Source organism: Vibrio ishigakensis (assembly GCF_024347675.1).
Taxonomy (GTDB): domain Bacteria; phylum Pseudomonadota; class Gammaproteobacteria; order Enterobacterales; family Vibrionaceae; genus Vibrio; species Vibrio ishigakensis.
This window is the reverse complement of sequence record NZ_AP024881.1, coordinates 2,536,543-2,561,369: the sequence shown is the minus strand read 5'-3', so window position 1 is coordinate 2,561,369 and position 24,827 is coordinate 2,536,543. Positions and strand designations below refer to the sequence as shown.

At 46.6% G+C, this 24,827-nt stretch carries 21 protein-coding genes and 1 pseudogene; 10 read left to right on the top strand and 12 right to left on the bottom strand.

Going from position 1 to position 24,827, the window contains the following annotated elements:
• The first annotated feature begins 44 nt into the window (after window positions 1-44).
• Window positions 45-2,204 carry a TRAP transporter permease gene (locus Pcarn_RS11710; RefSeq protein WP_261834043.1) on the top strand — a complete coding sequence of 720 codons (2,160 nt, stop codon included), beginning with the start codon at window positions 45-47 and terminating at the stop codon, window positions 2,202-2,204.
• A 36-nt stretch (window positions 2,205-2,240) separates the two neighbouring features.
• Here Pcarn_RS11710 and Pcarn_RS11705 read toward each other — a convergent pair whose 3' ends face one another.
• On the bottom strand, window positions 2,241-2,945 hold the full coding sequence (locus Pcarn_RS11705) for a YggS family pyridoxal phosphate-dependent enzyme (RefSeq protein WP_261834042.1): 705 nt from the start codon (window positions 2,943-2,945) through the stop codon (window positions 2,241-2,243).
• Between the two features lie 24 nt (window positions 2,946-2,969).
• On the opposite strand from Pcarn_RS11705, the gene Pcarn_RS11700 reads away from it, so the two are divergent.
• Window positions 2,970-4,010, top strand: coding sequence for a type IV pilus twitching motility protein PilT (locus Pcarn_RS11700; protein ID WP_261834041.1), 1,041 nt, complete (start codon window positions 2,970-2,972; stop codon window positions 4,008-4,010).
• Between the two features lie 8 nt (window positions 4,011-4,018).
• A complete protein-coding gene (locus Pcarn_RS11695; RefSeq protein ID WP_261834040.1) occupies window positions 4,019-5,122 on the top strand; it encodes a PilT/PilU family type 4a pilus ATPase in 1,104 nt (367 codons plus the stop codon).
• Here the strand turns inward: Pcarn_RS11695 and ruvX are convergent.
• From ruvX to metK, 8 genes are all read right to left on the bottom strand, one after another.
• Entirely contained in the window at window positions 5,119-5,544 is a 426-nt protein-coding gene (gene ruvX, locus Pcarn_RS11690) for a Holliday junction resolvase RuvX (RefSeq protein ID WP_261834039.1), read from the bottom strand. The genes Pcarn_RS11695 and ruvX overlap by 4 nt on opposite strands.
• Window positions 5,541-6,101, bottom strand: a complete 561-nt coding sequence (locus Pcarn_RS11685; protein WP_261834038.1) for a YqgE/AlgH family protein — start codon at window positions 6,099-6,101, stop codon at window positions 5,541-5,543. The genes ruvX and Pcarn_RS11685 overlap by 4 nt, the downstream gene beginning before the upstream one ends.
• A 52-nt stretch (window positions 6,102-6,153) precedes the next feature.
• Window positions 6,154-7,101 carry a glutathione synthase gene (gshB, locus tag Pcarn_RS11680; protein ID WP_261834037.1) on the bottom strand — a complete coding sequence of 316 codons (948 nt, stop codon included), beginning with the start codon at window positions 7,099-7,101 and terminating at the stop codon, window positions 6,154-6,156.
• A 9-nt stretch (window positions 7,102-7,110) separates the two neighbouring features.
• On the bottom strand, window positions 7,111-7,842 hold the full coding sequence (gene rsmE, locus Pcarn_RS11675) for a 16S rRNA (uracil(1498)-N(3))-methyltransferase (protein ID WP_261834036.1): 732 nt from the start codon (window positions 7,840-7,842) through the stop codon (window positions 7,111-7,113).
• 68 nt (window positions 7,843-7,910) lie between these two features.
• Window positions 7,911-8,612: an endonuclease gene (locus Pcarn_RS11670; protein WP_261834035.1), complete on the bottom strand. Its 702-nt coding sequence runs from the start codon at window positions 8,610-8,612 to the stop codon at window positions 7,911-7,913.
• Window positions 8,613-8,676: 64 nt separating this feature from the next.
• The gene (locus Pcarn_RS11665) at window positions 8,677-9,171 is read right to left on the bottom strand and encodes a SprT family zinc-dependent metalloprotease (protein WP_261834034.1); all 495 of its coding nucleotides are present in this window, start codon (window positions 9,169-9,171) and stop codon (window positions 8,677-8,679) included.
• A gap of 83 nt (window positions 9,172-9,254) precedes the next feature.
• Window positions 9,255-10,052 carry a DUF2189 domain-containing protein gene (locus Pcarn_RS11660; protein WP_261835678.1) on the bottom strand — a complete coding sequence of 266 codons (798 nt, stop codon included), beginning with the start codon at window positions 10,050-10,052 and terminating at the stop codon, window positions 9,255-9,257.
• A 277-nt stretch (window positions 10,053-10,329) separates the two neighbouring features.
• Window positions 10,330-11,484: a methionine adenosyltransferase gene (metK, locus tag Pcarn_RS11655; protein ID WP_261834033.1), complete on the bottom strand. Its 1,155-nt coding sequence runs from the start codon at window positions 11,482-11,484 to the stop codon at window positions 10,330-10,332.
• A 347-nt stretch (window positions 11,485-11,831) separates the two neighbouring features.
• Here metK and tkt point away from each other — a divergent pair, with 347 nt between their 5' ends.
• Complete coding sequence (gene tkt, locus Pcarn_RS11650) at window positions 11,832-13,826, top strand: transketolase (protein ID WP_261834032.1); 1,995 nt, start codon at window positions 11,832-11,834, stop codon at window positions 13,824-13,826.
• A 31-nt stretch (window positions 13,827-13,857) separates the two neighbouring features.
• On the opposite strand, the gene Pcarn_RS11645 is transcribed toward tkt, so the two are convergent.
• Both Pcarn_RS11645 and Pcarn_RS11640 read right to left on the bottom strand, forming a co-directional pair.
• Window positions 13,858-14,796 carry a glycosyltransferase family 2 protein gene (locus Pcarn_RS11645; protein ID WP_261834031.1) on the bottom strand — a complete coding sequence of 313 codons (939 nt, stop codon included), beginning with the start codon at window positions 14,794-14,796 and terminating at the stop codon, window positions 13,858-13,860.
• The gene (locus Pcarn_RS11640) at window positions 14,796-16,565 is read right to left on the bottom strand and encodes a hypothetical protein (RefSeq protein ID WP_261834030.1); all 1,770 of its coding nucleotides are present in this window, start codon (window positions 16,563-16,565) and stop codon (window positions 14,796-14,798) included. Before Pcarn_RS11640 ends, Pcarn_RS11645 begins: the two co-directional genes overlap by 1 nt.
• A 139-nt stretch (window positions 16,566-16,704) precedes the next feature.
• Between Pcarn_RS11640 and epd the strand changes: the two genes are divergently transcribed.
• The 6 genes and pseudogenes from epd to Pcarn_RS11610 all read left to right on the top strand — a co-directional run bounded on the left by epd (window position 16,705) and on the right by Pcarn_RS11610 (window position 23,505).
• A complete protein-coding gene (gene epd, locus Pcarn_RS11635; protein ID WP_261834029.1) occupies window positions 16,705-17,730 on the top strand; it encodes an erythrose-4-phosphate dehydrogenase in 1,026 nt (341 codons plus the stop codon).
• Between the two features lie 152 nt (window positions 17,731-17,882).
• On the top strand, window positions 17,883-19,046 hold the full coding sequence (locus Pcarn_RS11630) for a phosphoglycerate kinase (protein ID WP_261834028.1): 1,164 nt from the start codon (window positions 17,883-17,885) through the stop codon (window positions 19,044-19,046).
• Window positions 19,047-19,171: 125 nt separating this feature from the next.
• Window positions 19,172-20,248: a class II fructose-bisphosphate aldolase gene (gene fbaA / locus Pcarn_RS11625; protein ID WP_261834027.1), complete on the top strand. Its 1,077-nt coding sequence runs from the start codon at window positions 19,172-19,174 to the stop codon at window positions 20,246-20,248.
• A gap of 208 nt (window positions 20,249-20,456) precedes the next feature.
• On the top strand, window positions 20,457-21,332 hold the full coding sequence (gene mscS / locus Pcarn_RS11620) for a small-conductance mechanosensitive channel MscS (RefSeq protein WP_261834026.1): 876 nt from the start codon (window positions 20,457-20,459) through the stop codon (window positions 21,330-21,332).
• A 160-nt stretch (window positions 21,333-21,492) separates the two neighbouring features.
• Window positions 21,493-22,185 (top strand): SIMPL domain-containing protein, encoded by a 693-nt coding sequence (locus Pcarn_RS11615; protein ID WP_261834025.1) that lies wholly within the window; start codon window positions 21,493-21,495, stop codon window positions 22,183-22,185.
• Window positions 22,186-22,267: 82 nt separating this feature from the next.
• Window positions 22,268-23,505 (top strand): annotated as a pseudogene (locus tag Pcarn_RS11610) (IS3 family transposase).
• Between the two features lie 32 nt (window positions 23,506-23,537).
• On the opposite strand, the gene serA reads toward Pcarn_RS11610, so the two are convergent.
• Window positions 23,538-24,767 carry a phosphoglycerate dehydrogenase gene (gene serA / locus Pcarn_RS11605; RefSeq protein WP_261834024.1) on the bottom strand — a complete coding sequence of 410 codons (1,230 nt, stop codon included), beginning with the start codon at window positions 24,765-24,767 and terminating at the stop codon, window positions 23,538-23,540.
• Between the last annotated feature and the right edge of the window lie 60 nt (window positions 24,768-24,827).

Genomic DNA, 24,827 nt, shown 5'->3' with positions numbered 1-24,827 from the left:
TGGGGCGCTTTTGTGTCTCGCCCTTTGTTTTATAGAGAGTGCCTATGAACGATACAACAAAACTAAATACTGAAGACGTCGACAGAGACATAGTGATGCCCAATCAGCGTATCTTTTCCGGTTGGATGAGTGTGCTTTTTATTGTGGTCACCATAGCTTACGCTCTGTTTCATATTGTCTCGCTAAATATCTATCCTTTGGAAAGCTGGACCTATCGCATCATACACGTTGCCGGTGCTGTGGGTATTGGCTTCATTTTATATAGCTCAAGAACCTTTAAAGACCATGGCTCTGATTCTCGAATAGAGCAGAACAAGTTTTATCTGGCGATAAGTGGTATTGCTTTGGCTTTGATCCTGTATGCCACTTACGCCTTAGGTGTTATCCATTTCCAACTGGCAGCAGGTGAATACCCGACCCCTGATTTTGAGACACTCCATTTTGGTTACCCACTCACGGCAGGCGCTGTGATGGCCATAGTGGCGGGATTTTTTCAGCCTAAGCTAAGGCACACCGTATCTTTGTCAGACCTAGGATTAGTGCTCGCTATGTTAGCGGCATCCTACTATTTCTTGGTTAACTTAGATGCGACTGCACTGCGTATGCGTGCGGGTACCAACTTTGTGACTCAAGGAAATGTGTGGGCGGCCTTAACAGGTATGTTGCTTCTATTAGAGTTAACACGTCGATTGACGGGTAATGCGCTGGTGGTGATCATACTTGCTTTCGTTGGCTACGGCTTTGCGGGTCCTTGGCTGCCGGGCTTTTTGAATCACAACGGCTTCCAGTTCAACCGCATCATTACCTATCTCTATACCGATAAGGGTATTTTGGGTACTACAACAGCGGTATCTTCCACCTATATCATTCTATTCATCATTTTTGCCGCCTTTCTGCAGGTGTCTAAGGTAGGCGAATACTTTGTTAACTTCTCTTTTGCTCTAGCAGGCAGAAAGCGTGGTGGTCCGGCTAAGGTAGCCATCTTCTCATCTGGCTTGATGGGCACCATCAACGGCACCAGTGCGGGTAACGTGGTTGCGACCGGTTCTTTGACGATACCTTTGATGCAAAGGGTTGGCTATAAGCCGAAGGAAGCGGGGAGTATCGAAGCGGCCGCTTCTACCGGTGGGCAGATCATGCCACCTATCATGGGGGCTGGTGCCTTTATCATGGCGGAGATCACTGGTATTCCTTATACCGAGATAGTGGTAGCGGCCATTCTTCCTGCTATCTTCTACTTCTTTAGTATCTATTTGATGGTGGATACGGTAGCGGCGCGAGAAGGCATGCTAGGTCTTCCTAAGGAGCAGATTCCTAAGCTTGGTCTTATCATGAGACAAGCGTATCTGTTTATGCCGATCCTGATCCTTATCGTGGCTCTGTTCCTAGGCTATTCAGTGATCCGCTCCGGTAGCTTGGCTATCGTAGCGGCTATTGTGGTGAGTTGGCTGACGCCATATAAGGTGGGTATACGCGGCATAGGTAGAGCGCTGAACACGGCCTCTATGATGTCGGTACAGATCATCACAGTGTGTGCCGCTGCCGGTATCATTGTTGGCTGTATTGCGCTTACCGGTATCGGGGCTAGGTTCTCCTCTATGCTGTTGGCGCTAGCGGAGAACTCTCAGATCTTAGCGCTAGTGTTCGCCATGCTTATCTCTATCATCCTTGGTATGGGCATGCCGACGACTGCGGCCTACGCCATTGCCGCATCGGTAGTGGCGCCAGGCTTGATTGAGATAGGGATAGAGCCGTTGGTGGCGCACTTCTTCGTATTCTATTACGCGGTGCTGTCAGCTATCACACCACCAGTTGCATTGGCGAGCTATGCGGCTGCAGGTATCTCTAACTCTAACCCAATGGAGACCTCGATTACTTCGTTCAAGGTAGGTATCGTCGCCTTTGCTATTCCATATATGGCTTACTTTAATCCAGTGGTATTCATGGACGGGAATAGCTTTGAGATCGCTTATACCTTCTGTTTCGGTATTGCGGCTATTTACTTGATGATAGGCAGTATCCAAGGGTGGCTATTTGGCCCCGCTAAAAAGCTACTGCGTCTTGCCTGTTTTATCTATTCTATCCCGATGATAATGGGCTTTATGGTGTTCGAGATAACGGGGGTTATTTTATTGGGGGCACTGTATATTAAGAACCGAAAGAATAAACCCGTCTCAGGGCTTGCCGAGAGTCGGGTAGATTAAACGAAAAAGAGCTCTGAAATCAGAGCTCTTTTTTTATCACTTCTTATAGTCTCGGGCACCGAAGATAGCGGTGCCGATGCGCACCATGCTACTGCCTGCCTCGACCGCAGCCTGCATATCACCGCTCATTCCCATAGATAGTGTGTCTACTTGAGGATACTGAGCCTTCAGCTGCTCAAACAGAGCCTTTAGTTCATTAAATGCATCTAGCTGCTGCTGATAATCCTGCACGTTAGCTGGGATGGACATAAGGCCGCGCAGGGTGATGTTTGGAAGCTCAGAGATGGTCTTTGCAAGCTCTAGAGCTTCTTGCTCATGCACACCTGACTTACTCTCTTCAGCACTGGTGTTTACCTGGATCAGAACCTGCAGTGGTTCTTTATCCTCACCGCGTTGATCGCTAAGACGTTTGGCTATCTTGGCACGCTCCACAGAGTGAACCCAGTCAAAGTTTTCTGCAATCGGTTTGGTTTTATTGGATTGGATCGGTCCGATAAAGTGCCATTCGATATCAAACTGACTATGATGTTCTTGAAAATATTGAATTTTTTCTACGCCTTCTTGCACATAGTTCTCGCCAAATTGTCTATGGCCAGCCTCTATGGCATCGAGGATCGCTTGGTTTGGCTTGGTCTTGCTGACGGCAAGAAGTTGCACCGACTGAGATGGGCGCCCAAACTTAAGCTCATAGTCACGAATCTCGCTTTGGATTCGCTCTAGGTTTGATTGGATTGTCTGCATAGTTTTGACTTAACAGGAATTTTTATGGATATCACGGAATTGCTTCGCTTTAGTGTAAAGCATAATGCATCAGATCTACATCTGTCATCGGGTTTACCTCCCATGGTGCGAATCGATGGTGATGTACGTCGCTTAGAGATAGATGCGCTGACGGAGAACGAAGTGCATAACCTAGTGTTCGATATTATGGATGATGCTCAGCGCAGTGAATTCGAAGCCAAGCTAGAGATAGATTTTTCTATCGAGCTGCAATCGGTAGGGCGCTTTCGTGTGAATGCCTTCCAGCAAAGCCGTGGTGCGTCGGCCGTGTTCCGAACCATTCCGACCGTTATCCCATCCCTTGAAGAGCTCGAGACGCCCCCGATCTTTGAAAAGATTGCCAATTATGAGAAGGGCTTAGTCTTGGTCACCGGGCCTACTGGTTCGGGTAAATCCACCACCTTAGCGGCCATGGTTGACCATATTAACAAGCATCAGAACAAGCATGTGTTGACCATAGAAGACCCAATCGAGTTTGTGCATCACAGTGATAAGTGCCTGATAAACCAAAGGGAAGTACATAGAGATACCCACAGTTTTAAGGCGGCGCTTCGCTCTGCGTTGCGTGAAGACCCAGACGTTATCTTAGTGGGTGAGCTTAGGGATATGGAAACCATAAGCCTTGCTCTGACTGCGGCTGAAACTGGGCATCTAGTATTCGGTACCTTGCATACGAGCTCAGCGGCTAAGACTATCGATAGGGTTATCGATGTCTTTCCTGCTGGAGACAAGAACATGGTGCGCTCAATGCTGTCGGAATCGCTAAGAGCAGTGATAGCACAAAAGCTATTGAAGCGAGTTGGCGGAGGGCGTGTGGCCTGTCATGAGATCATGCTGGCGAATCCTGCTATTCGTAACCTAGTTCGCGAAGACAAGGTGGCGCAGATGTATTCCGTGATTCAAACAGGTGCGGCGCAGGGAATGAAAACCATGGAGCAATCGGCGCGTGAGCTTCTGCAAAGAGGGGTGGTCTCGGTTGATGAGGTCAACGCTAAGATTGAGCAGACCATGGGGTTGGAGTTCTAGGAGGGCGTATGGAGCTAAAACAAGTGTTAGAGGCCATGATTGAGCAGAAGGCCTCAGATCTCTATATCACGGTAGATTCACCCTGCATGTTCCGCATCGATGGCGAGCTAACCCCATTTGGTGAAAAACTGCATCAATCTGGGGTGACGGCTCTGCTCGATAGCATCATGGATAATGACAGGCGCAAAGAGTATCGCGCCTCTCGCGAGTCTAACTTTGCTATCGAATCTGGCGAAGGAAGATTTAGGGTCAGTGCCTTTTTCCAGCGAGACCTTCCGGGGGCGGTTATTCGTCATATTGAGACGCGAATTCCAACTATGGATGAGCTAGGCCTGCCACAAAGCATTAAGGATCTTTCGCTAGTTAAACGAGGGCTAGTGTTAGTGGTGGGGGCAACAGGCTCAGGTAAATCCACCACACTTGCTGCTATGGTTGGGCATAGAAATCAGACTCAGCGAGGGCATATCCTAACCGTTGAAGACCCTATCGAATTTGTGCATCAACATAACTCGAGCATCGTTACTCAGCGTGAGGTGGGATTAGATACCGAGAGCTATGAGATTGCGCTTAAAAACTCTCTTCGTCAGGCACCAGATATGATAGTGATAGGCGAGATACGAACGCCTGAGACTATGCGCTATGCCATGACCTTTGCAGAAACGGGTCATCTGTGTGTTGCGACCTTGCATGCAAATAATGCTAACCAAGCCCTAGAGCGTATCTTGCATTTGGTTCCTAAAGAACAACGAGAGCATTTTTTATTGGATCTTTCGTTGAACCTAAAAGGGATAGTTGCTCAACAGTTACTCAAGGATAAAGAAGGCAAAGGACGTCACCTTGCGCTTGAGGTACTCCTGGCAACGCCAAGGGCATCAGAGTTGGTGCGTCAGGGAGAGATCTCCGAGGTGAAGAACTATATGTCTAAGACCAACAATGAGGGAGTTTGCACCTTTGATAACTCTCTATTCCAGTTGGTTATAGATGGCAAAGTCAGTGAGGAAGATGCACTGAGATCGGCTGACTCTAGCAATGAACTGCGCCTAAAACTAAAGAATCACCGCGGAGGTGATTCTAGTAGTAGCTTGGATACGGTGAGTATCGATATGGGCTAACCCCATTGATTTTCGAACCAGCTTTCGAGGATAACCACTGCTGATTGACAGTCTACATTGCCCTTAGATAGGGCCTTGTAGCCACCCATAGAAAAGAGCTCGGCGCGCGCTTCTGTGGTTGATAGGCGCTCATCGTGCAGCTCTACTTGAACTCCAAACATACCGTGTAATCGGTTAGCGAATTTCTTTGCCCTTGGAGTGATGGTGGCGAGTTCTTTGCCGTGAAGGTCTGTTGGCAAACCTACTACAACCAAATCTGGCTTCCACTCTTTGAGTTGAGCCTCGATATCGTTCCAGTTTGGGATGCCGTCTTTTGCTTTAAAGGCTTTTAAAGGTGAGGCTGTGCCTGTGACCTCTTGGCCTATGGCGCTACCAATACTCTTGGTGCCATAGTCGAAGGCCATGATGGTTCTGTTACTCATGCGTGTCCTATTTGGGCAGAGAGTTGGGCTACATCGATACCTAAAGATTTTACTGCACTGTTCCAACGCTCTTGCACTGGAGTGGTAAAGATAATCTCAGGGTCGGCTTCCATGGTGAGCCAAGAGTTCTCTGCAAGTTCGTTTTCAAGCTGTCCCGCTTCCCAGCCCGAATAGCCTAGGGCGACTAGATACCTATCTGGCTCATCTGCTGTACCCAGCACCTCTAGAATATCTTTTGAGGTAGTCATACTCAGGGCTTCAGTCATGTCGATGCTTGACTGATACTTGTCTTTTGGCTGATGCAGAATAAAACCACGATTCTCCGCCACAGGGCCACCGTTATGTACTGGCTGATTGAGGCTATCTTGGTCTTGTGGAAGTTCTGGTTCAACCTCCACCTGCTTGAGCATACCGCCCACAGTGATATCGATAGGGGCGTTGATCATGATACCCATGGCGCCATTTTCATTGTGCTCACAGACATAGATGACCGAGCGCTTGAAAAACGGGTCTTTCATAGAGGGCATGGCTACCAGAAAGTGATTGGTCAGATTCATGCACTATCTCCAAAATGTCGACCACCATTGCTGGTGGTCGTTACAACTAGATTTATGGGCGAACGTAGCGCTCGATTGCTTCCATCAGCTTGCCTGTGATTGATACATCGAATGCAGCTTCAATTTCGCGAATACAGGTAGGGCTGGTTACGTTGATTTCAGTAACCTTATCGCCGATCACGTCAAGACCGACGAAGATCAAACCCTTCTGTTTAAGTGTAGGCGCAATTGCATTCGCTATTTGCCAATCTGTGTCGCTAAGTGGGCGAGCAACACCGGTACCGCCAGCGGCTAGGTTACCGCGAGTTTCACCTTCAGCAGGGATACGAGCTAGGCAGTAAGGCATAGGCTCACCATCGACGATAAGGATGCGCTTGTCACCGTTACTGATATCAGGCACGAAGGTCTGAGCTAGGGCATAGTTTTGACCATGGTTAGTCAGAGTCTCGATGATTACCGATACGTTAGGGTCGTTCTTCTTCACGCGGAAGATAGATGCGCCGCCCATGCCATCAAGAGGTTTTAAGATCACGTCGCCGTGCTCTTCTTGGAATGCCTTAATCTTCTCAGCTTTGCGGGTCACGATAGTGGTTGGAGTTAGGTCAGCAAACCAAGCCGTGTACAGCTTTTCGTTACAGTCACGCAGGCTTTGTGGCTTGTTTACGATAAGGGTGCCTTTCTCTTCCGCACGCTCAAGGATGTAAGTCGCGTAGATATACTCGGTATCGAACGGAGGATCCTTGCGCATCAGCACTACGTCTAGGTCAGAAAGTTCGATGGTCTGCTCAGATAGGAACTCGTACCAAGAGTCAGGGTTTTGCTCAACCTTTAGAGTCTTGGTATCTGCCATAGCAACGCCTTGATCTAATTGAAGATCTTGCATTTCCATGTAGTGGATTTCATAGCCACGTTTCTGTGCTTCAAGAAGCATAGCGAAGCTTGAGTCTTTCTTGATGTTGATGGACGAGATTGGGTCCATCACTATCCCTAATTTGATCATTGTTGTCTCCTAACCAAGGTCGCCGAAGCGGACTTGCAATGCGGTAATAGCGGTTAGCGCCGCGGTCTCAGTTCTAAGAACGCGAGGGCCTAAAAGGGTTTGTTCAAAGTTCTTTTCGCTGGCCATTTCGATTTCGCCATCGGATAGACCACCTTCTGGGCCGATCAATAGCTTCACCTTTTGTACAGGCTCAGGTAGCGAGTTAATAGAGTAGGGTGCGCGTGGATGAAGGTTTAGCTTGAGGCCTTGGTACTCCTCCTCACACCAATCTTCCAACTGCATAATAGGGCGGATAACAGGCACCTTATTTCGGCCGCACTGCTCACACGCTGAGATGGCAATCTTTTGCCATTGCTGAAGTTTTTTCTCGAAGCGCTTAGCGTCAAGTTTTACTCCGCAGCGCTCAGATAGCAGAGGTGTGATTGTGTTTACCCCAAGCTCGACAGACTTCTGGATGGTGAATTCCATCTTGTCACCACGAGAGACTACCTGCCCAAGATGAATATCCAGTGGCGATTCCACATGACTTTCTGTCTTGGACTTTATCTCTACGGTCACGTTCTTCTTGGTGACCTCGGTGATAGAGGCTAGGTATTCGAATTCAGAACCATCGAACAAGAGAACCTCTTGTCCAGGTTGCATTCGTAGGGCTCGGCCGACATGCCCAGCTGCATCTTCGCTTAGCTGAACAATGGACGCAGACTCAATTGGATTTGGGTGATAAATCCTTGGGACGCGCATAAGGGATGTTTCCGTAACTATTTGAACTAATGCTTAATATGGTATCTCGCATAGCAAATAACAAGCCTCTAGTTCACTTGAGAACATTGCTCGCGGACAAAGGGGTTGGAATTTCCTTGGATAGCTTGGATTTGTCTGTCTCTTTGGCACTCCCAGTCTGTGACTGGGTACTGACGATTCCAGGCATGCATTAGTTGTTGTTGCTGTTTAGACAGCCTGATTGGATACTGGTTTTCCATATATAAATAAGCGCGAGCGACGGGGCCACGAGCCCCCTCTGGAGGCATTACCATGTCGTCTTTAAAGCTTACATACATGCTGCACTGACCATAGCTAACATCAGAACTGTTGGGTTTCCATTGGTTGAATTGATAGTTGGAGCGATCGCCGTTTACTTCACCTATAGCAGGTACTAGGTTGTGTAGATCTGCTTCCATCACTTTGTAGGTTGAGTCATTCTTGGTGCAGTTTTTACGACCTCCATCCTGCCAGCATTGGCGTTGTTGTCCTAGGTGCGCGGCAGGGACTATATGTTCCCACTCGATGTGGCTGGCACGCTTTTTTTGCTTACGTACTTGATAGCCACAGCTATTCAGATCAGGTATGCCTTTTTTGCCGTTCCACTCAATATCACATCCACAATAGAAGCTAGTGGGATGCTGCTGATAGATAGAGACAGCAAGCTTTTTGGATTGATAAAAAGAGTGTGGAGCTGCCAGTGAAATTGTAGAAAACAGAACAGCAAACAGGGCGAGGAAGCGAAACAACATCTTGAATACTACTTAAAACAAAACCGGCGCATGATAGCGCCTTGAAGAAAAATTAACCAGTGGCTTAGGAGAGCTGTTTGCCGGTAAAGATCAGTTTGTCTCCACAAGAGCGGCAGGAGTAACTCATCTCACCTCGAACAACCTTGTTATGTCGACGGATGGATAGCGGGTAATGATTGCAACCACACTGGTACTCAAAGGTTTTACCCTGTACCGATTGAACGTCCATAGAGTGAGTGCGCTTGGCCGGTATCTTAAATACTCGCTCCATAGTGTATTGCCATTCTTTTCCATGTGGGCGAACGCGACCAAACAGTTGATAGGTTATTAGATGGGCCAACTCGTGAGGCAATACCTCTTCGATGAACGCCTGTTTGTTCTCTTCGGCCAATATAGGGTTCAGCTTGATGATGTTCTTTTGTAGCAGAGCTTGCCCCGCAGCTTTCCCGCGCAGATTCAAAAGTAGTTCAGGTTTGGGAAACTGCTTATCGAAGTGTTTATTAGCGGTTGCGAGTAGGCTGTCTAGCTTCTGATTTAGCTTGAGCTGATATTGATTCATCTTGGAGCAGGTGTGGTAAAACTGACATCAGTGTATCTGTTAGCTGAACATAAAAAAAGCGGGCATCAAGCCCGCTCGATTGTTTAGTGATGTTTTTTCTGTATGGTGGCGTGGTACGCATGCCATGTTCCGTAGCCTAGGATAGGCATGGTTACTATCATGCCAATGCCATAGGTAGCAAAGCCGATCAGTACACCTCCGCAGATGATCACCGCCCAAACCGCCATAGGTGCTGGATTCTTTCTTACCGCATTAAAGCTGGTGAAAACTGCCGTCATCATGTCTACACGGCGCTCTAGCATTAGCGGAATAGAAAATACTGAAATGCTGAACACTAGGCTAGCTAAAATGAAACCTGCGATAGAGCCCGTGATCAGGAAAGGTGCAAACTCGATAATACTAGCCCCGGCTACCGATGGGTATAGAGCATGCAACAGGGCTGCAATGCGCATCCAGAAAATCATGGTAACAACCAAAAGCACAGCGAATGCCCATTGTGAGGTAGAGTTTCTACCAATGGCTTTCATCGAGTGTACTAGGTTTGGTTGTTTACCTTTTTCTCTAGACCAACTTACGTCATATAAGCCCAAGGCCAGAAACGGCCCTATTAGCATGTAGACGATTAGTGCTGGCAACACCACGAGGTGAGAGTGCACACCCTGAAGGTTAATTAAGCCCACAATGCCCGCTGCTGCGGCAGCAAAACAGAAGCCATAAAAGAAGCTAATTATGGGTGAACGCACCATATCGTTGAGACCCATGGCTAACCACTGGAATGGGTCTGAGATGCTTATCTGGTTACAAGGTATGGTCTTAGCGTATTCGCCGTCGCTGATACGCTCAGAATCCTGAAAGTCGTTTTCATTAAATGTACGAGGCATGACATCCTCCTGTTTTTGTCCCGTAAACTCGTCACCTGCTTCGAAGTAGCGCTCTTCTCTAATACGAGGGTGACGGCAAACTGTAGCCAAAAATTTTTTCATCGTTCCTGATGCTATACAAAACTTGATTGGCTTCACAGTTCCTTCAGGTATAACTATTGTCGCTGATGGTGCTAAATACAAATTTTGCACAGAAATTGTGCTTGCTAGTTTTCTACAGGTATAAAAAAAAACCTCAGCAAGCTGAGGTTTTTTCAAGATTAGGGTGTCGAGGCGATTACTTAATGCCTGCGAACTCTTTCAGCATTTCTGCTTTGTCAGTCGCTTCCCATGGGAACTCTTCGCGACCGAAGTGACCGTATGCTGCCGTCTTCTTATAGATAGGCTGAAGAAGGTTTAGCATCTCTTGTAGGCCGTAAGGGCGTAGGTCGAAGTGCTGACGTACCGCTTCGATGATGATGTCGTGAGACACTTTCTCAGTACCGAAGGTTTCAACCATGATAGATGTTGGATCAGCAACACCGATAGCGTAAGAAAGTTGGATTTCACAACGATCGGCCATGCCTGCCGCAACGATGTTTTTAGCAACGTAGCGAGCTGCGTATGCCGCAGAACGGTCAACTTTAGATGGATCTTTACCAGAGAATGCACCGCCACCGTGACGAGCTGCGCCACCGTAGGTATCAACGATGATCTTACGACCTGTAAGACCACAGTCACCCATAGGACCACCGATTACGAAACGGCCAGTTGGGTTGATGAAGAACTTAGTTTCTTTGTTCAACCACTCAGAAGGAAGTACAGGCTTGATGATGGTTTCCATCACAGCTTCACGTAGGTCTGGAGTAGAGATGGTGTCACAGTGCTGTGTAGAAAGAACTACAGCATCGATACCAACGATCTTACCTTGGTCGTACTGGAAAGTTACCTGAGATTTTGCATCTGGGCGCAACCATGGAAGGGTGCCGTTCTTACGAACTTCAGCTTGCTTCTCAACTAGACGGTGAGAGTAAGTGATAGGAGCTGGCATAAGAACGTCGGTTTCGTTAGTTGCGTAACCGAACATGATGCCTTGGTCGCCCGCGCCTTGATCTTTAGGGTCAGCTTTATCAACACCTTGGTTGATGTCTGGAGACTGCTTACCAATGGTGTTTAGTACTGCACAAGAGTCAGCATCGAAGCCCATGTCAGAGTGAACGTAACCAATTTCACGAACGGTTTGACGAGTTAGCTCTTCGATATCAACCCATGCAGAGGTGGTCACTTCACCACCAACCATTACCATACCGGTCTTCACGTATGTTTCACACGCAACACGTGCTTTAGGGTCTTGCTCAAGAATTGCGTCTAAAACCGCATCAGAGATTTGGTCTGCAATTTTGTCAGGATGTCCCTCAGAAACCGATTCAGAGGTAAACAGGTGCTTAGCCATGCTGGGCTCCCTTATTCTGTAGTTAAGAAAAGACGCTTAAAGCGTCTTTTTTGATGATTATTTAGTAGATGTTTCTACTTCTGGACGTCTATTCTAATTTTGAATGAGTGAAATACAAGTTTTTTTGTATATAAAAGTTAGCCAAACGATTGCGCGATATGGGGCTAGTTTATGTAAATTGGCTAAAACTTGTTGCACACCAAAGTTTGAATAGTTGCGTTTGCATATTTGAAAGGGTTTGCGGTAATAATTATGCTCTGCGACAATAGTCGCGCTTAGTGCTCGTCCTAGTTGGGCATTAAGGTCAGGAATCATTTAATCAATTGCATACGCACTCAGGAGCAGACATGTCTTCCCGTAAAGATCTAGCCAATGCAATCCGCGCTCTAAGCATGGATGGTGTACAAAAAGCTAACTCTGGTCACCCAGGCGCCCCAATGGGGATGGCTGATATTGCCGAAGTATTATGGCGTGGTCACTTGAACCACAACCCTTCAAACCCAGAGTGGGCTGACCGCGACCGTTTTGTACTTTCAAACGGCCACGGCTCTATGCTGATCTACTCTCTGCTTCATCTATCAGGCTACGAGCTATCTATCGATGACCTGAAAAACTTCCGTCAGCTTCACTCTAAGACTCCTGGTCACCCAGAGTACGGCTACGCACCGGGTATCGAGACTACCACTGGTCCTCTAGGTCAAGGCATCACAAACGCTGTAGGTATGGCGATTGCTGAGAAAGCTCTGGCGGCTCAATTCAACAAGCCAGGCCATGACATCGTTGACCACTTCACTTATGTATTCATGGGTGACGGCTGTCTGATGGAAGGTATCTCTCACGAAGCGTGTTCACTTGCGGGTACTCTAGGCCTAGGCAAGCTGATCGCATTCTGGGATGACAACGGCATCTCTATCGACGGTGAAGTTGAAGGCTGGTTCTCTGACGATACTCCTAAGCGTTTTGAAGCGTACGGCTGGCACGTAATCCCAGCGGTAGACGGTCACGATGCTGACGCTATCAACGCAGCAATTGAGGCGGCTAAGGCGGACCCACGTCCTACTCTTATCTGTACTAAGACCATCATCGGCTTTGGTTCTCCAAACAAAGCAGGTTCTCACGACTGCCACGGCGCACCACTAGGTGAAGCTGAAATCGCAGCGGCACGTGAATTCCTAGGTTGGGAGCACGCACCATTTGAAATCCCAGCTGACATCTACGCTGAGTGGGATGCGAATGAAGCGGGTAGAGCTAAAGAAGCAGCTTGGAACGACAAGTTCGAAGCATACTCAAAAGAATTCCCTGCAGAAGCGGCTGAGCTTAAGCGTCGCGTAAACGGCGACCTTCCTGCTGAGTGGGAAGCGAAGACTGCAGAAATCATCGCTGACCTTCAAGCAAACCCAGCGAACATCGCATCACGTAAAGCATCTCAAAATGCGCTAGAAGCGTTCGGTAAGATGCTACCTGAGTTCATGGGTGGCTCTGCTGACCTTGCTCCATCAAACCTAACCATGTGGTCTGGCTCTAAGTCTCTTGAAGCTCAAGACTTCTCAGGCAACTACATCCACTACGGTGTGCGTGAGTTCGGTATGACGGCGATCATCAACGGTATCGCACTGCACGGCGGCTTCGTACCTTACGGTGCAACCTTCCTAATGTTCATGGAGTACGCGCGTAATGCTATGCGTATGGCGGCTCTGATGAAGGTTCAGAATATTCAGGTTTACACTCACGACTCAATCGGTCTGGGTGAAGATGGCCCAACGCACCAACCTGTAGAGCAACTTGCTTCTCTGCGTGTAACTCCAAACATGAGCACATGGCGTCCATGTGACCAGGTTGAGTCTGCTGTGGCTTGGAAACTGGCTATCGAGCGTAAAGATGGTCCAACATCTCTGATCTTCTCTCGTCAAAACCTTGCACAGCAAGAGCGTGACGCAGAGACAGTAGCAAACATCGCTAAGGGTGGTTACATCCTCAAAGATTGTGAAGGTGCGCCTGAGCTGATCATCATTGCAACCGGTTCTGAGGTTGAGTTAGCAGTAGCAGCGCAAGCTGAGCTTTCTGCACAGGGCAAAGCTGTACGCGTAGTATCTATGCCTGCAACTGACGTGTTCGACAAGCAAGATGAAGCATACCGTGAAGCGGTTCTACCTGCATCAGTAACTAAGCGCATCGCAGTTGAAGCGGGCATCGCTGACTACTGGTACAAGTACGTTGGCTTCGGTGGCAAGATCATCGGCATGACTACCTTCGGTGAGTCTGCACCAGCAGGTGAACTATTCAAGATGTTTGGCTTTACTACTGAAAACGTAGTAAACACAGCGAAAGAGCTTCTAGCTTAATCGTCTAAATATCTAGATGAGAGCCAGCAGATTACTGCTGGCTTTTTTTATGTCCGAAGAAAGGCGTTCTGAGGTATGTAACCATCTTTCGCTCCTTTCGTCCCCGGCTGACGTTATCTAGAATTAGTCCACTAAATAGGGACATGACCGCAATGAGTGCGATGGAGCTTGCAAGGATTGCGGTTGGGAATCTCGGGACTAGGCCCGTTTCGAAGAACTCAAATATAACAGGCAGGCCTAAGAAAAGAGACAGGGTGATTAATGTTGCTGAGATACAACTAAAGAAGAAAAGTGGTCTTACATCTCTGAGCAGGAACATAATAAAGTTAAGTATTTTGAATCCATCTCGGTAGGTTTTTAGTTTGCTTTCAGTTCCTTCTGGACGAGAGATGTATTTTGTAGGAACTTCTTTGATAGGGATTTTGTGCTGAAGGGCATGAACGGTTAGCTCGGTCTCTATTTGAAAGCCGTCGCTGAATATGGGTAGTGACTTTACAAAGCGATTGCTCATGATTCGGTAGCCAGAAAAAACGTCTTCTAGCTTCGAGTTGAATGCTCGATTTATCAGATTAGAAAAGACTTTATTTCCAAGTACGTGTCCCTTCGGATACGAGCTTAGTTCTCGAGAGCGAGTCCCTACTATCATATCCAATCGCTCGGATACGAGAGTGTCGATAAGCTCGGGACAGATGCTCGCATCATAGGTGTTGTCCCCATCAGCCATAACGTAAACGTCTGCTTCTATGTCAGCGAACATTCGCTTGACCACTTCCCCTTTACCTTGTCTAGGCTCAAATCTGACAATAGCTCCAGCTTGTCTTGCTTCTTCTGCGGTTTGGTCACTAGAGTTGTTGTCGTATACATATATGGTTGCTCTCGGCAGGGCTTGCTGGAAGCTTGCAATAGTCTCTCCTATTGCTCCTTGCTCGTTGTAACAGGGAAGAAGAACTGCAATGTCCAAATCCATCATTACACCTCTTTGATTTTAAATAATTGGTAGTCATCCTTTGACGGGGTATTAACTCTTTCTGCCCATATAGGTAAGTCACCTGACTTGAGTCGTAATATCAGGGCTCCCTCATTAGCGTTTTTTTCAATTACTCTTAACTGATTGTCTCTGTTGATCAGTATGTAACTTACGTGATGTTTTTTGAGTAATTTAAAAGCCCTATTCATATCGGTTTCAAGGAAACCTGAGATCATGAAGCTATTACCATGAGTATTCCTGTGATAGGGCGCGGCTACTATCTTGTTGTCACTGAGAGCCAAGATTTTAGCCCCTGTTTCTATTCCGGTCATAAGGACAGTGTCGCTGATCTTGTACTCTGAAAGCAGCTCAGGTAATGAGGAGGGGAGGCTGGTTTGATTTTTCTCAGCACTTTCTGGTTTGGGTAGCATATAGCTTAATAACAATATGGTGACTAAAGGCGTAGCTAGGATTAGCGCAAATGCTTTAATAACTTCGAGCTTTGGCTCCTTGAACCATTGGTAGATGACATAGGCTTGTAGTGGGGCACTTAGAATGAAACATAGATTGATAGCTCTTATTTGCCACAGTAAGGCGATCACTAGATTCAATATCAGTAGTGAATAAAGCAGGCTTATAGCCGTCGTCTTGTTTTTTATTAATGGATAGCAAATTGCAGGGATAAAATAGAGAAAGTAGTTTTCCACTGAGAAAAAGCCATCTTTTTGCATCCAATCCCACATGGAAAGAGCTTCTGATACGTTACTTAGCCAAAATTCTTGAAGTATTGCTGGGTAATCAGCGTAGGCTCCTTTTATTAGCTCCGGGTACAGCAACACTAATGAGCCAAAGATAGGTAAAGCGATTAAAGCTGTAAAAAAGATTCGCTTTATCGGATTGAGCACCTTAGTAAGACATTTTTCGTAGATTAAGAGAAGTGCACCTCCACCTAAAAAACACAGAACAAATGGCAGAGAAATAGCGTCATATCTTGGATAGAAAAACTCTGATATGGGCCTGTTTATCAACATTAGAACAAGACCGAGACCAAACACAGTAAAGCAGAGTCGCCTTAAGTGAGAGACTCTTGAAGAGTCATACCAGATCGCATGTAGTGTATATACACCGAGATAAAGCACCCACAAGATGAAGTTTTCTAACCCTGTCCAGAGAGATAGGGCGAGCACTAGCCCTTGTAAATATGCCCACCATCGTTCCTGAAACTGCTGCTGTGTGATAGGCGAGAAGAGCAAGAAAGCCACAACGAACAAGAGTTGGACGTTATGGTGGTCGATAGAGCCTGGAAGAAATTTGCCAATTAATGGCGAGAGCAAGATAAATAGAGTAGCGACAAATCTCTGTTCTTTCCCTAGATAATGGTCGCAATAAGCAAAGCCCAAAATGGCCAGAAGCAAAAGATAGAACAGAGGAACCACACTCATCGCAATGGCATGAGCTGTGGCGGGTTCTAAAAACTCCATAAACAAAAGGCTAGTTGCCGCTAACGGGATATCTGGGAGGCGTGACCAGTGGATGAGGACACCGTCTTGAGGATTGAAGTCCGGCATGGGTTGAAGGTACCAATTACCGACTTCTAGCCAAGAAGTAAACTGCACGTAGCGCATGTAGTTGTCGTTGTCGCCCAGTTGCAGGGTAGACACGTTTGGCCATTCTTTAATTAGATAGGCTGTTGAGAGAACGAACCAAAATAGAACGACAAAACCGAGATCCTTGCGGTTTGTCCATAACCAACTTCGTAGCACTTTGAGCATCCTTGTTCATTTGCTTTCTTTAGCATGGGCGAATTAGTCAATGCAATCAAGCGACTATGATTACTACATGGATCTCCAATTGTGATCTGATACACTTCCGTGACATAAAAAGACAAGAAGCAGGGTAGGGAGTAACACCATGCTAAGAGTGGCGATTAATGGCTTTGGCCGTATCGGTCGAAACGTCCTACGAGCCGTGTACGAAAGCGGTAAACATTCTCAGATTCAAGTGGTTGCGGTAAACGAATTAGCGCAGCCGGATGCGATGGCGCATCTACTTCAGTACGATACTAGTCATGGTCGCTTTCAGAAGAAGGTCTCTCATACCCAAGAGTACCTTTACGTGCACCATCAAGATGGTAGCAAAGATGAGGTTCGTATCCTTCACCTAGCCGATATTGAACTGCTTCCTTGGCACGACCTAGATGTGGATATTGTTCTGGACTGTACCGGTGTGTTTGGCTCTCAAGCGGATGGACAGCAACATATCAAGGCCGGGGCTAAGAAGGTGCTCTTCTCTCACCCTGGCTCTCAGGATCTAGACAACACTATCATCTACGGTGTTAACCATGACACCCTTAAAGCTGAGCACAAGGTAGTATCCAACGGCTCTTGTACCACCAACTGTATCGTTCCTATCATCAAGGTTCTCGATGAAGCCTTTGGCATTCAGCACGGTACTATTACCACCATTCACTCCTCAATGAACGACCAGCAAGTCATTGATGCCTATCACTCAGATCTGCGTAGAACCCGAAGTGCCAGTCAGTCAATCATTCCGGTGGATACTAAACTGCACAAGGGAATTGAAAGAATCTTTCCAAAGTTTGAAAATAAATTTGAGGCGATTTCGGTGCGAGTGCCAACTGTTAACGTAACAGCTATGGACCTGAGTGTAACTGTAGATACAAAAGTGAAAGTTAATGACGTAAATCAAACACTCCTGCAGGCCTCTCAGTGTACATTACAGTCAATCGTTGACTATACTGAAGCGCCGCTCGTATCCATCGACTTTAATCACGACTCTCACAGTGCCATTGTAGATGGCTCTCAGACTCGTGTTAGCGATGGCCAACTGGTTAAGATGTTGGTGTGGTGTGACAATGAATGGGGCTTTGCTAACCGTATGCTGGACACCGCTCTAGCGATGCAATACTCAAAATAATACATAGCTCAAAATAAATGAATAAAGTTTGTACTTTATGCCTTGAACTTGTGTAGATTGACCCCATGTAAATCTCATATTGACTGAATTCGAACGCCTGAGCCGAGGCTTGGGTGAAAAATTTTTGTAATATTTATACAAGAGGACAAAGAATGTCTGTAATCAAGATGACTGACCTGGATCTAGCAGGTAAACGCGTATTTATCCGTGCTGACCTAAACGTTCCAGTAAAAGACGGTAAAGTAACTTCTGATGCACGTATCCTTGCATCACTTCCTACTATCAAGCGTTGCCTAGAAGCTGGCGCTAAAGTAATGGTTACTTCTCACCTTGGTCGTCCTACCGAAGGCGAGTACGCTGAAGAATTCTCTCTACAACCTGTTGTTAACTACCTAAACGACGCTCTAGATTGCGAAGTTAAGCTAGCTAAAGACTACCTAGAAGGCCTAGAGCTAAACACTGGTGAGCTTGTTGTTCTTGAAAACGTTCGCTTCAACAAAGGCGAGAAGAAGAACGAAGAAGAGCTTTCTAAGAAGTACGCTGCACTATGTGACGTATTCGTAATGGATGCATTTGGTACGGCTCACCGTGCTCAAGCATCTACTCACGGTGTTGGTACTCATGCTCCAGTTGCATGTGCAGGTCCTCTACTTGCAGCAGAACTTGAAGCACTAGGCAAAGCAATGGACAACCCAGAGCGTCCACTAGTTGCTATCGTTGGTGGTTCTAAGGTTTCTACTAAGCTGACTGTTCTTGAGTCTCTATCTAAAGTAGCTGACCAACTAGTAGTTGGTGGTGGTATCGCAAACACCTTCATCGCTGCTGCTGGCCACAACGTAGGTAAGTCTCTGTATGAAGCAGACCTAGTTGAAACTGCTCAGAAGCTAATGAAAGAGTGTTCTATCCCAGTTGCGACTGACGTTGCTTGTGCAAAAGCATTTGATGAGAACGCTGAAGCTGAAATCAAGAACGTTGCAGACGTTGCAGATGACGACATGATCTTCGACCTAGGTCCTGATTCAACTGCAGCTCTTGCTGAAATCATTGGCAACGCTAAAACCATCCTATGGAACGGCCCTGTTGGCGTATTCGAATTCAAAAACTTCGAAGCGGGTACAGAAGGTATCTCTCGTGCAATCGCTGAGTCTGCAGGTTTCTCTGTAGCAGGCGGTGGTGACACGCTAGCGGCTATCGATAAGTTCGGTATCAAGGCTGACGTTTCTTACATCTCAACTGGTGGCGGTGCTTTCCTTGAGTTTGTAGAAGGTAAGGTTCTTCCTGCTGTAGCTATGCTAGAAGAGCGTGCTAAAGCGTAATATTTTTAGGCGGGATCACTCCCGCCTTTTTTAATTTTTTTGCTACAATGCGGCAGTGTTGTATGCGATATTTTTCATACTTTGCAAAGTGCAATTAATTAACGACAGAAAATAGGATTAATTCCATGTCTAAGATCTTCGATTTCGTAAAACCAGGTGTGATTTCTGGCGACGACGTACAAAAAGTTTTTGAAGTAGCAAAAGAGAACAAATTTGCTCTTCCAGCAGTAAACGTTGTTGGTACTGACTCTGTAAACGCAGTTCTAGAAGCTGCTGCGAAAGTAAAATCTCCTGTTGTTGTTCAGTTCTCGAACGGTGGTGCTGCTTTCTTCGCTGGTAAAGGCGTTAAACTAGAAGGTCAAGGTGCTCAAATCCTTGGTGCTGTAGCTGGTGCTAAATACGTTCACGCTGTAGCTGAAGCTTACGGTGTTCCAGTAATCCTACACACTGACCACGCAGCTAAAAAACTTCTTCCTTGGATCGACGGTCTACTAGACGCGGGTGAAGAGTTCTTCGCTCAAACTGGTAAGCCTCTATTCTCTTCTCACATGCTAGACCTTTCTGAAGAGTCTCTAGAAGAAAACATCGAAACTTGTGCTAAGTACCTAGAGCGCATGGCTAAGATGGGTATGACTATCGAGATCGAACTAGGTTGTACTGGTGGTGAAGAAGACGGCGTAGACAACACTGATATGGATCAGTCTGAGCTATACACTTCTCCAGAAGACGTAGCTTACGCTTACGAGAAACTAAACGCTGTTTCACACCGTTTCACTATCGCAGCTTCTTTCGGTAACGTACACGGTGTATACAAGCCAGGTAACGTTGTTCTAACTCCAACTATCCTACGTGATTCTCAAGCATACTGTGCAGAGAAGTTCGGTATCGCTCCTAACGCTCTAAACTTCGTATTCCACGGTGGTTCTGGTTCTACTGAAGCTGAAATCCAAGAGTCTATCGGCTACGGTGTAATCAAAATGAACATCGATACTGATACTCAGTGGGCTACATGGGATGGCGTTCGTCAATACGAAGCTGAAAACCGTGATTTCCTACAAGGCCAAATCGGTAACCCAACTGGTGAAGATGCACCAAACAAGAAGTACTACGATCCACGCGTATGGCTACGTGCAGGTCAAGCTTCAATGGTTACTCGCCTAGAGAAAGCGTTCGCTGACCTAAACGCAGTAGACGTACTATAATAAGCTCGCAACTTATTAATTAGTTTAGAAAAACCCGCTCTCGTAGCGGGTTTTTTTTGTCTTCTGTACTATAGTTTTTGGGTGATATACTCAAAGTTCCAAGGAATTGAATTTTCTGACAATTTCTTGACCTTAGATGCATATACGGAAGTATGATGCAGATCACATAAATGATTTGTAACGCTTTATTACGGAAGAGAATTTTACGATGTCACAAGAAGCAGAAGTACCTGAAGTCCCAAGTGTAGACGCCCTTCATGAAGGTATGCAGGAAGCCCATCATTGGTTGACCAACAACCAAGACCTACTGATCGGTTATGCCGTCAATATTATTACCGCTATTCTCATTCTCTTTATCGGTAATATCATCACTAAAATGATCGCAAACAGTGTCGGTAAGATGCTTGAGAAGCGACGTATGGATAAAGCGGTTGTTGACTTTGTTCATGCCATGGTTCGCTATCTACTGTTTGTAATCGTGCTAATCGCCGCTCTTGGTCGTCTTGGCGTTCAAACAGCATCAGTGGTTGCTGTAATCGGTGCCGCGGGTTTGGCAGTTGGTCTTGCTCTACAAGGCTCACTATCTAACTTTGCCGCAGGCGTGCTTATCGTCGCATTCCGTCCATTCAAGTCCGGTGACTATGTAGAGATTGGTGGTGTAGCGGGTTCTGTAGAATCTATCCAGATCTTCCAAACTGTATTGACTACTCCAGATAACAAGATGGTTGTTGTACCAAACGGCAGTGTTATCGGCAGTCCAATCACTAACTATTCGCGACACGCTACACGCCGTGTTGACCATGTTATCGGTGTTTCTTATGGTGCTGACCTTAAGAAGACCGAACAGGTTATTCGCCAAACCCTTGAAGCCGATGATCGTCTAATCAAAGAGAAAGGTATTCAGATTGGTGTACTAGCTCTTGCAGATTCTTCAGTAAACTTTGTAGTTCGCCCGTGGTGTAAGACAGAAGATTATTGGGATGTATATTTTGATACGCTGCAAGCTATCAAGATTGCACTGGATGAGAATGGTATCGAAATTCCATTCCCACAAATGGATGTTCACCTAAACAAGGTCGACTAATCCGCAAACAGATACAAAGGGATGCCAAATAGCATCCCTTTTTTGCGTTTGATGCTTTAGAGAGTCGCGAGCCGGGTTGGGACTAAAAAGCAGTGTGTTATGAAACCTTCACCGGCAACTAGAGTCCTAATCCTATGTACGCATAGTTATAGAGGTGTTTATGAAGTGGATAAAAACGTTGTTGTTGGGTGGTATGGCTTGTTTGCCGTTGCAGATGGCACAGGCTCAGAGCTTTGATTTTCCGCATCTGATAACGACAGGTCAGGGCGAGGTTACCGCGACTCCAGATAAGGCTGACGTTGCGCTGCAGGTGGTTATCAACGATGAGAGCGCTGAGAGTGCCAAACAGCAGGCGGATAAGGTTGTTGCTCAGCTTAGAAAGGCACTAAACGACTTGGGCATCAGCGAGGCTAGCATCCAATCCGGCAATCTTAATATTGCCCCTCAGATCCACTATCCAAAGAATGGTACACCTGAAACCAAGGGCTATAGAGCAAATCGCAGAATCAATGTGGAGATAACCAACCTAGCTATTTTGCCTAAGGTTTTAGAGGCATCTTTAAAAGCAGGAGTGAATCGTGTGGATAGCGTACGCTTGGGTGTTCAAGATGCAGACATGTACCAATCCAAAGCACGGCAAGCTGCTGTGAAGGATGCTCAGGCTAAAGCTAAGGCATTAGCGCAAGACTTTGGCGAAGACCTTGGAAATGTATGGCAGATCCAATATCAGTCTTCATCGGCATCGCCTGTGATGCGCGCTATGAGCATGGATGAAGCGAAAGAGTCTTCTGGTTATGTAGATTCCACCATCACTATCCGCGATAGAGTAAGCGTGGTGTATAAACTGGATTAAACGAAAAAGCCCTTCGATATCGAAGGGCTTTTTTCTGTGATTTGTCCCGTCCTGAAATGTGTTTACACATTGAGGACGAATTATGACTACTTCAAACAGACCCTACATTAAGCGCACTCAGTGCGATTACACACTAGGCTTTAAATTACAGGTCGTTGCCGCTGTTGAAAGAGGCGATATGACCTATAAACAAGCCCAAGCTATCTATGGTATCCAAGGCCGTTCGACAGTTCTAACCTGGCTCAGAAAGCACGGTCAGATGGATTGGACGCGAAACCCAAGGAGAACAGCCATGCATAAAACCGCTAAGACAAAAGAGTCTCCTGCTCAAAAGATAAAGCGTCTCGAGAAAGAACTTGAAGATGAACGTCTAAAAACTCTTTTCTATAACGAAGTGATAGATATTCTTGATGCAGAGTATGGGACCGGCCTCAGAAAAAAGTATATAGACAAGGGGCCAGAAGCGTTCAAAAAGAGAAAAGCGTAAGTTTAAGTCGGCTATGTCGACTACTTTGATTCACTAGGCAAAGTGTTTATCAACGTGAAAAACGGGAGGCTGTACGTCAGGCTGAGCTTGAGTCTGTCCGGCAAATGGTGCTTGAACTTAGGCGCTATATGCCTCGTTTAGGAACAAGAAAGCTGTACTTTTTACTTAAACCGAAGTTTATCGCTCAAGGTATCAAGCTTGGTCGAGACGCATTCTTCGACTACTTAAGACAAGAGTTGTTACTCGTTCGGCCCAAGCGCAGTTATACAAAGACAACCAATAGTAAACATTGGATGAAGAAGCATCCTAATCGACTGAAGGACTTTGTTCCTTGTCGGCCTGAGCAGGTACTGGTCAGTGACATTACTTATGTTCAGTCGCGCGAGGGAACCCACTATCTGTCGTTAGTCACAGATGCTTTTAGCAGAAAAATAATGGGATACGAGCTCAGTAACGAGATGAAAACGACGGACGTAGTAAAGGCGCTAGACATGGCGATAAATAAACGCCAATACCACAGTCCATGCATCCATCATTCTGATCGTGGGCTTCAGTACTGCTCAGGTCTTTATCAAGAGCGCCTGAAGATTGGCAACATGCTGGCTTCAATGACGGATGGATACGACTGCTACCAAAACGCACTGGCGGAGAGGATAAATGGCATACTTAAACAGGAGTTCTTACTGGAAACTTGTCAGAATATAACTGAGTTAAACAAGCTAATCAGTGAATCCGTAGCTACCTACAACAGCATCAGGCCACACCTCAGCTTAGGGATGAAGACACCAAATGAGGTACATGAAAAAAGCCAACAGCTAATGCTGTTGGCTTAAGAAAACTGTCAACGTATTTTAGGACGAGACAATTAGTGAAGCAGACGAGCTCGAACGGTACCGTCGATCTCCTTAAGTTTGGCTAGCGCTTCTTCTGAGCGAGCCGCTTCTACGTCGATAACTACATAACCCATATCGCCTTTAGTCTGTAGGTACTGACCTGCGATGTTGATATCCGCTGATGCGAAGATGGTGTTGATCTGGGTTAGGATACCAGGACGGTTCTCGTGAATGTGAAGCAAGCGAGATGTACCACTGTGCTGCGGTAGAGATACCTCAGGGAAGTTAACGCTCGAGAGTGTAGAGCCGTTATCAGAGTACTTAGCCAGCTTACCCGCAACCTCAAGACCGATGTTCTCTTGTGCCTCTTGGGTTGAACCGCCCACGTGAGGAGTCAAGATAACGTTGTCGAACTTGGTCAGTGGCGACTCGAAGGTATCTGCATTGGTCTTAGGCTCAACAGGGAATACGTCGATAGCCGCACCAGCAAGGTGACCCGCTTCTAATGTGTCACATAGCGCTGGAATATCCACTACAGTGCCACGAGCAGCATTAATGAAGATTGAACCCGGTTTCATCATGGCAAACTCTTCGGCGCCCATCATGTTCTTGGTTCCTGCAGTTTCTGGTACGTGCAAGCTGATCACATCACACTTGTTTAGTAGCTCTGCCATGGTCGGGATCTGAGTAGCGTTACCAAGCGATAGCTTATTCTCGATATCGTAGAAATATACGCGCATACCTAGGTTTTCAGCGATGATGCCTAGCTGAGTACCGATATGGCCGTAGCCGATAATACCAAGGCGCTTACCACGTGCTTCGTAAGAGTGATCGGCACTCTTCTTCCAGATACCACGGTGGGCAAGGGCGTTCTTCTCTGGGATACCGCGAAGTAGCAGCAGGATTTGGCCTAGCACTAGCTCAGCCACACTGCGGGTGTTAGAGAAAGGTGCATTGAATACAGGCACACCTCTAGCTGCGGCGGCATTTAGGTCGACTTGGTTAGTACCAATACAGAAGCAGCCGATAGCAACTAGCTTGTTGGCTGCTGCAAGTACACGTTCATTAAGGTTGGTGCGAGAGCGGATACCGATAAAGTGAACATCTTTGATAGCTTCAATTAACTCTTCTTCCGATAGAGAGCCTTTAAGATATTCGATGTTGGAGTAACCAGCGCTTTCTAGTACCTCTACTGAAGAAGGGTGTAGTCCTTCCAAGAGTAAGATTTTGATTTTATCTTTATGAAGCGAGACTCTGGTCATGATAGTCGTTCCTTAACGTATAGATCGAAGAAGTTACAAAAAAGCAATCGTTTACCTGTG